Annotated in this window: 6 protein-coding genes and 1 tRNA gene; 2 read left to right on the forward strand and 5 right to left on the reverse strand. The window is 54.1% G+C overall.

The window, feature by feature from the left end:
• Positions 1 to 171: 171 nt before the first annotated feature.
• From VI895_08285 to VI895_08295, 3 genes are all read right to left on the reverse strand, one after another.
• A tRNA-Ser gene (locus VI895_08285) sits at positions 172 to 261 on the reverse strand.
• A 5-nt stretch (positions 262 to 266) separates the two neighbouring features.
• Complete coding sequence (locus VI895_08290) at positions 267 to 3,284, reverse strand: hypothetical protein (GenBank protein HLG19795.1); 3,018 nt, start codon at positions 3,282 to 3,284, stop codon at positions 267 to 269.
• Positions 3,285 to 3,322: 38 nt separating this feature from the next.
• The gene (locus VI895_08295) at positions 3,323 to 3,808 is read right to left on the reverse strand and encodes a hypothetical protein (GenBank protein ID HLG19796.1); all 486 of its coding nucleotides are present in this window, start codon (positions 3,806 to 3,808) and stop codon (positions 3,323 to 3,325) included.
• A gap of 334 nt (positions 3,809 to 4,142) precedes the next feature.
• On the opposite strand from VI895_08295, the gene VI895_08300 reads away from it, so the two are divergent.
• Entirely contained in the window at positions 4,143 to 5,900 is a 1,758-nt protein-coding gene (locus VI895_08300; protein HLG19797.1) for a hypothetical protein, read from the forward strand.
• A 50-nt stretch (positions 5,901 to 5,950) separates the two neighbouring features.
• On the forward strand, positions 5,951 to 7,216 hold the full coding sequence (locus VI895_08305; protein HLG19798.1) for a hypothetical protein: 1,266 nt from the start codon (positions 5,951 to 5,953) through the stop codon (positions 7,214 to 7,216).
• A gap of 5 nt (positions 7,217 to 7,221) precedes the next feature.
• Here VI895_08305 and serS read toward each other — a convergent pair whose 3' ends face one another.
• Positions 7,222 to 8,499: a serine--tRNA ligase gene (gene serS / locus VI895_08310; GenBank protein ID HLG19799.1), complete on the reverse strand. Its 1,278-nt coding sequence runs from the start codon at positions 8,497 to 8,499 to the stop codon at positions 7,222 to 7,224.
• 1 nt (position 8,500) lies between these two features.
• On the reverse strand, positions 8,501 to 10,284 hold a 1,784-nt coding region (locus VI895_08315; GenBank protein ID HLG19800.1), incomplete at its 5' end, for a tetratricopeptide repeat protein.

Below are 10,284 nucleotides of genomic sequence, written 5' to 3' on the forward strand. Positions count from 1 at the left end.
TTTTTCATCCAGGCCCACAGCGCGGAAAGGATCGCGATCGAGGGAGATTTGGAATCGCAGAAAAAATTCCTCGTTTCCCTCGGCTCGAACTTCCACATTTCGGCGAAAAGGCTGCGGTTTGATTACGAAAAACCCTGGGACATCCTGGCGCGCGCCGGAAAAAACCCAAAATGGCGGAGGAGGAGGGATTCGAACCCCCGATACGGTTTCCCGTATGCCGGTTTTCAAGACCGGTGCCATGAACCGCTCGGCCACTCCTCCGGTCCCTAATTTGTCGGTGGGGGCGACGTGGAAGTCAAGTCGGGCAACAAGACGGTCAAATGATTCTCGCCCCGGACCAAGCCGCGAGCAAGAGTGATCCACTCTCCGTCTGCCGAGAATAAAGCGTACATCGCGCCCAGGATTCCCTGCTCTTCCGCTAATGTACTCCGCGCCAGGGCCCTAAACGCATCAGCTAACCGTTGCACCGCACTCGCATCCGCAGGCATATCGAGGATTTCAAATTCACCGTTTCGATTCATTCTCGCAATTGGCCGGGCGGATCCGGGGGACGAAATCCGGAAGAAGCCCAATTCAGAAAGTTCAGCGATGGACACGCCCCCGCCATTTTCCCAAAGAGACGGCAAAACGAAATCCGACCCATTGGAATGCCCGTTTCGGGCTTTGCCTAAACGGGAATAGAGTCGTTTCACCGCTCCAATATGCTCCGAAGGCACGAGGATGTTTCGATATTCAAAATAGCGTTCCGCCGGTAGGTAATGCGCCGCAGGGAAGTCGCCTTGCGTCCATCCCGCCGGTGGACCCAACCGTATTTTGTTCGCCCGTCCCCTGTCACTTTTCGCGCCGATCTCGTTTAAGGCCGGAGGCTTAGCCACGGAATCATCAAAAAGCCCTGCTTCCGGGAAAAGATACCAGCCGAGAAATTTCTTGAAAAAGCCGAGTTTATTTCCATTCCCCTTAAGCACGTTCCGAAATGCTCCTTGGCGATTGGACCGAACGACATCAATCAAAATGGAGGTCAGGTCTGCCTGATCCAAGAGCGCTCGTAAGTGAGTGAACACAACATCTGATTCCTTCTGCAGAGTGCCGAGAAAAAGACCTAATTCGTATCCAATCTCTGCGCGGCGAACCGGGTTTTCGGCGAGGGTCCGGATCCCGTTTTCCAGCTCCTGTCTTAGCGTCGCTCCCTCTATGCCGGCATAGGGTAAGCCAATCTTTCCCAGTGTCGGAGTTGCGGAAGTGGCGAAGTTGGGTGGAACCGGGTCCAGTTTCACTCCGGTGGGCACACTTGGATCTCTTGAAAGGCCGCGCAATTCCACAATGTCCTGTCGGCCGATTTCACCCAGAAAACGGAGGTACACCGAACGATTCGCAAACGACCAGGTTGTGCTCGGAACTCCCTGGACGATTTCGAGGTATCGATCCAGAGCTAGGAAGATTTCATTTCGAGAATCCAGGGTCCCCAGCACATCGGCGCCGTGTTCGGAAGCCCGGAGCAATCTCTCAGCTACAGCGAGCGCCAAATCTTCCTCATGGGCGACATCCGGGTGGCGGAGGATTTCGGCCTGGAGCTCATCGATCAGAGCTCGCCTCGCCGCGGGAACGGGAAGTGACGGATCCAAAAATGCGTCGAAACCATGCTCAAACAAAACGTCGTCCAGCGCATAGGCCCATCGATCGCGCCGAACCCCCTTCAGCGCCAGAGCAACCTTTCCATCGCACATAAAGTCGACCATATGCCGTAGATCGACGGGGAAGATCGGTCCCCGCGTGCCGTCCGCAAGAACAGGAACCGAGCCCGGAACAGAGTTCACAAGGTTCAAATCCGCAAGAAGCGGCTGATTTTCTTTTCCCCGAACTTTGCCGAAAACGGTGGCATCAAATACGCGATCCAAGTACACGTAACCGGAATCCCAGTACCTTTTCAGGTAGTCGTACCATATGGCCACCAGATTGCCCGGCACTAATTTTTCGATTTGCCCGGCCGTGAGCCGGTCCAGTGTGATGTCCGAGCGCTTTTTTGCCGTTGCATACGAAACGGTCGTCATCCTTTCCATTGGGCCTTGTGCCTCTTTTCCCGTAATCGGATCGACCATAAGATGCGTTTCGTAAATCTCAAGATCTTCAAAACCCAAAGCTTCCCGCGCCGCTTTTGTGGCTCTAATTTCAAGTTCCAAAAAACCATGAAAGGGGGGCGGATATAGGTAGAGGGCTTCCAGTCGATTCGCTTCCCGGTTAAAGCGGAGAAAAACATATTTTATCCCCCCCTTGCCTAGAAGAAGCAGGCCATCTCCAACCACTTCTTTGGGAAGGACCCCCGCCAGATCCTCAAACCAGAAGTATCTCTTTCCATTCTTCAAGAAAGCGACGCCTCGGGCATTCTTCCATGCCTCTTTGAAGCCCTGTTTTGATTTTGCGGGAGCTTTCTCACGGCCGGAGTTCGCCGATTCGAATAACTCGTGCCGGGATCCTTTCTTTGTGGGTGTTTCGACGAGCATTTTCTCCCCTAGCGGACTCAAATAAACAGACCGCGCATCCTCCTTTGCGCCCCCTAGAAAATCCTGTATCGGCTTGGGGAGGTGGGAGAGAAGAGGCCTTAGTGGTGGTTCAGATGAAGATACCGCCCCTTTCTTCGCCGCTGACGTTTCCGAGGGCGACGGAACATTCGGATCGGCGGCCGGCGGCGAGACCGGTTCCTTCGGCGCCGCTCCTCCTTCACCGGGCGATTTTGAAACCCGCGTTCGTCCTCCCGGAGGCTCCGGCGTACCTTTCATGAGAAGAATCGTTCCATCCGGCTGAACGGCGAACCCTTGGAACGCGAGCTGAGCTCCGACTCGCGCTAACTGCCAGCGACTTTGAACTTCAACGGTTTGCGCGATCTCTTTAAGAATATTGATTCGCGCACGCGCGGTCGCCCCGGCAACGACGAGGAAAAAACTGTTGAGTCCCAGAGAAACCAGCTCTTCCGTCGAAGCGTTCGCCACCCCTTTTTTCAAGACATCACGCACGCCCGCATAGGATGCGTAGAGGAGGTAGGGATCTCTGCCGATTTCAATCACGGAATCGATTTGCAGGATGGTCTTTAAAACCTTGCTTGCCTTGAGAAACTTTTCGGCTTCGTTAACGGCTTCAGCCGCCTCGCCCGTAATCTTCAACCATTTTAGAAGCCATCCGCTCCCCTTGGCGGCAAAGCCCCAACCGGCGAGCTTGGGAACGATCAAGATCAGGTCCCACACCACGGTACGAAAGGCGGGGCGATGTCCCGTCTCGTAAGATTCAATCATCGAATCGCTCCCCGGCACGAGGAGTCCGGCACCCAGTTTTACAGACCAGTGAACGGTCCGTCCGTGCGCGCCTGTAACCAGCGCGCAGACAAATACTCGCTTTGCGGACCTGTAACTTTGCGTTCCAACTCTTCCATTTTTTCGTAAAGTCCGCCGGAGCGAATCGCGTGCTGTTGGAACCATTCACGGAAATTGGGAAGGGATTGAAGGGCGTCTCCTCGAGCGGCATAAATTTCAAACCAAAGTTTGAGCCGATCGATCGAATCTTGGTCCTTTTTTTCGAGGGCCTGGCGGTAGGAATTCGTCAGCTTGCGCACCTCTTCCATAGCCGCAGGTGGGAGGCCTTGATTCTCCTGACGAGATTCGGCGATGAAAAGTTGGGACCAGTCTGCGGCCTTTTCCCAGGTGTTCACGACGACCGCACCGTTCCTGCGCGGATCGGGCTCAAGAAATTCTTGCGCTCGGGCGGATTCCACCCAGGGCAAGACCAGGAGAAAAATTAATTGTGTAACGGCCGACACCATGCCCCGCAGCGAACCGTTGCAGGGGCCGTACCACTCCCCATCCCCTGCTATTCGTGAATGTATTTGGAATTAAAGGATTATTTTTGGAACACCCGCATGTGGAGGCTTTGTGTCCTCCAATCGACGTCGCATTTCGTGGAAAGCAGGACTCTCCAAGGAACGCGGGCCACGGCACGCTTGCCTCATATTTCACATGCGCCGCAAAAAATGGACAATTTAATCAATAATTACAGTGGATTAAATAGCCGGTCACCGGCATGTGACTTGCACATCTTGCATTCCGAATGAAAACCATTGAGTCCCGGGCTGAAATGGAAAACCTAAGGAGCTTGCGATGTGCTTGCGGCGCCTTGTTTCGTTTGTAACCGCGTTTTCTGTTCTGGTTGAGACGACTCCCGGTCCATTTTCTTCGCAAGCCGCGGCAGCCTCTGAACAGGTCCACCCACCGCAAACTCAAGAATTAGCAAAGTTTGATGCCAATCAACTGGCGAATCTCAAACGACTCCTCGACGACGAGGCGGTCCGAGCTTCGTGTCGAGGCCAGGAGGACAACCCAACGTTTGAAGAAAGAGAAACCATCGGTGACATGTCTCAGGCGACGGTAGCAAAAATCATTGTTCCGCTTTGGGCCAGCCTTATAGCCACGGTGGCTCCGGCTTCGGGCGCCCGCGTGCCAAACGCCATCGATGACAACAATACAGCGAACTGGGCGGAAGCAACGAAGGATAATTTTCATAACTACATGACGGTTCCAACCGCGTGCGTGCAAAACAATGCGGACGTAACTCGGACAATTCAGGAGGGACGCAAATTCGCTCGGGCCAATATGATGTCCGATCCGAAAAAAAGGACGCGAAATCGGCGGATACTGATCCCGCAAGCGTTCGCGGATTCCATGAAGATTTATTTTTACCAAGCCGCCTCACCATATTGGAGCAGCTGGGGCGAAACGGTGAGTACATTTCTGTCCGGCTTCAATGGCGAACGAACCCCGCCGGATAGACCCAACTCCATACTTTACGACCGAATTTCAAAGAGAATCGAAAAGATAAAAGGGGACAATCCCTATGTTGTTCAAACAATCAGCGAACCGCGCCACGATCAAGGTACGAAATACGGCCGCTACGGTGAAGCGGTAGTACTTTTGGACGAGAGGAGTTTGTCTACACGCTACGCGGATATGTTTCCACGCCTCTGGCGCGGAGATATGAAGATCTTGCGAGCCAAATTGTCAGATCCTCTTTTACAGCTTGGGCCAAGTCTATCCGAATCGCAGGTGAATGCAGTAATGGACGAAAGGGATCGCCTCGTGGATGCGCATGTGAGCGAAATGATCAAACGAGGTGCATATTCGGTTCCTTCTTCCGGCGTCAATGATTTCGAAGGCACCTTCAACAATGCCGCAATTCAAGTTGCGGGGCAGATTCGGGCGGGTCTTGCCTCATTATGCGAGATGGAAGCGGAAAAGATTCTGGAATTTCGTGAAGTCAGAAACTCCCTGCACGCGCTTGTAAGAGATGGGTCGAGCCGCTCTGATGTGAACTTGGTTTCATTTTGTCACGTTGCGAACGCATCCCAGTGGTGGGTCAATGCCAAGAAAAAGCTCGTGATCGGTGGGGTCATCGTGTCGGCTGTCGCCCTCGTCCTTTCGGCGGGCGCATTATGGGTGGGATACCCCATGGTCGCTGCATATGCAGGAGGCTTCGGCGCCGTGTTTGGCCTCGGGATGGGCATCTACGATATCGCCCGAATGAAGGAAACCGGAGAACGTTTGTATCTGACTCGGATGTTGTTTGCCGCCCATTTGGCTGACTTGACTACACTAAACGAGGCCGAGAGTGAGTACGGGTGGACGTTGTTTGGCGCGGCCATGACACTCACGGCGCCAGTTGATGTTTGGATCGCAGCGGCCGCGATCATTCGCCTTTCCCGCAATGCGCGCATCGTCGACGAAGCAGCCGATGTCGTTCGTGCGTCTGCCAAAGTATCCAAAGCGGGCCGGGCCGCGGAGGCGACGGACGATATCCTGGAGACATTAATCCCGGGTGCGGGGCGGGCGGTTCGAGCCTGCCTTGCCGGAGCTTCATTTTAGAGGATTGGCAGATGATGCGATTTACACAGTCGTCGCGAGTAACGGCCAAAATGGTTATCTTCGTTCTGTCCGCCGGCCTGTTCTTCGTCCCACCTTATTCAAGTCGAGCAGCAGATGAGTGCCCTCCCAAACTGCTCGAAGCCCTTCGCCAACTTTTTGAGGTCGATCCAAACGACCGAGCCGCAATTGAAGAGATCCTCAACGGCCCTCTCGCTGAAGCACTTGCCAACACTCCCCCAGGTCCTAATAGCGCGCGCGCGAATGAGATCGGACATTTGATGCGCGACGAAAACCCTGGCAGCTCGCAAGCCGCACAAAATCTAGCCAAGCATCATTTCCCCGAGACCTTACCATCTTCCGTGGCGCCCGGCCGGGACGCTCCAATTCAAATCGTAAAAGGTATGAAAGTCCCCGTGATTCTCGACACAGGGGAGGTGACCGTCGGCGAAGTGTTTGACTTCGATTTCGCTGGCACGGTTATGGTTGAATACACTCAGGGGAATTTGCGCGTTTTTCCGCATGTAGACAAAAGCCGCATAGAACAAATGTTGAAAACGGCTCAAGCCGAATCCAAAGGGATATTGGGCAAAGAGGGGTTCATGGTGTCCGAAGGAGCCTTGATCAAATTATTCGGTACGTTTGAACAGAAAGTGAATTACGCGTTCCGAATGTACAATGCTTCATTTCGCGGGATAAAGAAGGGCCATATTGTGGTGCAGGTCCAACAGAACGGCCTCGTCCGCCATGGTAACGCGATCAAAGTGAGCCATTCGCAAGTTGAGGTGCGATGGGAAGACGGAACCAAATCCATGCTTTCCACCGCTTCAGCCGAGGAAGCTAAGAAAGAATGGATTCGCGGCTGCCTGGATGAAGTACAGGAAATTATTAATGAGGCCTCGAATAGTTCGTCTCCGATCCATTTCGTCGATTTTGAGGGAATTCAGGTGCCCGTTGTCGGCGACACTTCCTCTCCTGAATTAAAAGCGATTATGAACATGGCAGATCGCCGCCTTCGCGAAAGTGCGGGAGAAGTCGCCGTTGATACTACCATTGCTGCAACGAAAATTGAGACCAGATATATCCATGCTCTAGAAACATACTGGGCAAAGATTGTGGACGGAGGAAACGAAAAGGCGAAACGGGACTTTTTGAAATTGCTGAAGGAGATCCAGAATTCGTCTGAGTTCAAGTCATTGCCAAAAGAATACGGCTTGTATGGCACGACTGGGAAAAACAAGATCTATGTCAATCGAAGAGTCCTACTCGCGTTGGCCCATAAATTGGCTGAGAAGCGTTTAATCAGTCGGTGGGATTAAGCACCTTACCTAGCTATCTTTGCGGACCCGAAATAGGGAACCAATGCGTTAGGAATCACGGCGGACCCATCTTCTTTCTGGCAATTTTCTAGAATCGCGATGAGCGTTCGGCCGATCGCCAAGCCGGAACCGTTCAACGTATGAACGAACTGAGGCTTTCCGCCCGCCTTCGGTTTGTATTTGATCTCCGCTCTGCGCGCCTGAAAATCTTCGTAGTTCGAACAGGAGGAAATTTCCCGATACTCCCCCTGCCCCGGCAACCAAACTTCAATGTCGTACGTCTTCGCCGATGCGTGTCCGATGTCGCCGCTGCACAGACCGACGACGCGGTATGGAAGTTCCAATTGTCGCAGCACTTCCTCCGCGTCGGCGGTCAACGTTTCAAGATCTTTGTACGACCTCTCCGGCGTCGTGAACTTGACGAGTTCCACCTTATCGAACTGGTGTTGGCGAATGAGCCCCTTTGTATCCTTCCCGTACGAACCGGCCTCCCGCCGAAAACAGGGGCTGAACGCCACGAACGAAATCGGAAGATCGGGTTCGACCAGCGTTTCGTTTCGGAAGAGATTCGTCACCGGAACTTCCGCGGTCGGAACCAAATAAAATTCAGGATCGGCGGTTCGAAACGCCTCTTCACCGAATTTCGGCAGCTGCCCCGTCCCAACCATGGAGCTGCGATTCACCAAAAAAGGCGGCCAGATCTCCTCGTAGCCGCGGCCTCGATGAAGATCCATCATGAAGTTGATCAGGGCCCGCTCCAAGCGCGCGCCGGCGCCGCGAAGAAACGCGAATCGCGCACCGGTGACCTTGGCGGCCCGCTCAAAATCCAAAATACCGAGCGATTCGCCCAGCTCCCAGTGCGATTTCGGATTCGGCACAGGTTTCTTCGGCTCGCCCCACGTTCGAACCACCGGATTGTCGGCCGCGCCCTTCCCTTCGGCGACGCTCTCGTGAAGTACGTTTGGAAGATAGAGCAGTTCTTCACTCAGTTCTGCATCCAGCGTGGCGAAGCTTTGTTCGCAGACCTGGATCTCTCTCTTCAGCTCGGAGGACCGAGCCTTAAGTTCCTCCGCTTTCTTCGGCTCCCTCTTTTCTTTCTGAAGTTTTCCGATCTCCGCCGAAAGCGAATTGAGTCGGGCTCGCTTCTGGTCATGGTCGGCTTGGAGTTCCCGCCGTCTCTTCCCCAATTCATCCAGTTTGATTAATAACTCGGGACCGACTCCGCGCGCCTTGAGCGCCCTTGAGAGCCTCTCTCGATTTAGCTCGACGAAACGATAGTCCATTTCAGTGAGTCAAGGAGTAGATTTGATCCTCAATGTCTTCCCGCTCTTTCGACTGAGGGTCGAGCTTCAAATATTTTTTGAACGCCAAAATCGCGGCCTGTTTCTGATTGGCCTCCCGATAAATGAATCCGAGATAATAATACGGGCGCGGGTCGTTGGGATCGACGGACTGGGCCTGTCTGTAATAGTTGGTGGCGGCTTGCCGCTCTTTTTCCTCTTCCGCGATGAGTCCCAGGCCCACGTACGAGTCGGCGCTTTTCTTATTCACCTGGAGCGTTTTCTGGAAATAGGTCTTGGCCCGTTTGGAATTCCCGTCGCGCATGTAAGAATTCGCGAGCTTCAACAGGATTTCACCGTTCCTCGGCTCGGTCTTCTCGGCGCGCAAATAATATTCGGCGGCCTTCGGGTAAAGGTTCCGGCTGTCGAAATAATCTCCCAGCGCCATGAGGGGAGCGATGAATTTCGGGTCCGCCGCCAACGCTGCATCCATGGCTTTTTCGGCGCCGATCGGGTCGTTCCTAAAAATAAGCGTGACCTCCAGCTGGTAATGACCTTCCGCATCGGAAGGACGAAGCTGAATCGCCCGCTGCAACTCCTCGAAGGAGGAATCCAGATTTCCGATTCCGCGCCACGCCACTCCCAGATGGAGATGGATCGGATAATAGTTGGGTCCGTATTTCGACGCTTCTTGAAGTTCGGTGACCGCTTCTTGGTAACTTTGCTGGTCGATCAGGACGGTCGCCAGTTTCACGCGGGTATCAAAATCCTTCGGCTGCGTCTCCAAGACCCGGCGGTAGGTTTCGAGAGCTTTTGTGTATTCCTTTTGTTTGTGCTGAAGCTCTCCCAAAGCGACCTGTGTATCGATTCGCGTGGAGTCGACGGAGAGGGCCTTTTGGAAGTGATTCGAGGCGTCCTGGATATGGCCCAGCGCCAAATGGGCCCGGCCGAGATTGGTGAGGATCGTTGCGTTTTGAATGTCCTCTCTTTCGGCGAGTTTCAGCTCGGCCAATGCTTCCGCCGGTTTCCGTGTGACCAAGAATACTTCCCCCAATGCATTGTGGGCTTTGGGATTGGTCGGAACCAAAGCGATCGCCGCCCGTAGCTGCGTATTCGCCATCGAGAAGTTGTCCTTCTTAAGATAGAGCTCCCCAACAGCGATCATCGAATCGACGTGCCGCGGGTCGTTTTTCAGGGCGTTTTCAAACGACGCAATGGCGTCGTCGATGCGGCCCAGGGCACGCTGTACCAAGCCAAGTTGGTAGAGCCCTTTGACGTTCCCGGGGGCTTTTTCCAATCCTTTCGTCAGCTCGCCTAATGCGTCGTCGTTCTTTCCCAATTCACGCAGCGCCTGCCCTCGGAAGATTAAGTACTCTGGAGTATTGGGCGAAAGACTCGACGCCCGGCCGAATTGCTGTTCCGCCTTTATGAAGTCGCCGCTGTCCATAAACAGACGACCTACATAAAAGCTATTCGCATGATTGAGGGGATCTTTTTGCAGCGATTTTTCCATCGCCGCGATCGCTCCGGCCGAATCCTTCCCGGCTTCGGCAATCTCCGCCAGGTACCGCCACGCCCTGCCGGCGTCGTAATTGCTTAAAGCCGCCTCGTTCGTTTGAAGCAACGCTTGAAGGCCTTGACGGGCGTCATCCACCTTCCCGTAATGAGCGTACAGCAGGCGCCACAGCTCCACTTCGGAGCTGAGATGGGGCACGCTTGAGCTGATGATGTTTCGAAGGATGGATTCCGCCTCCTGCACATTTCCCTGCTGCAATCGGATCACAGCCA

The organism is Bdellovibrionota bacterium, from assembly GCA_035292885.1.
Taxonomy (GTDB): Bacteria; Bdellovibrionota_G; JALEGL01; order JALEGL01; family DATDPG01; genus DATDPG01.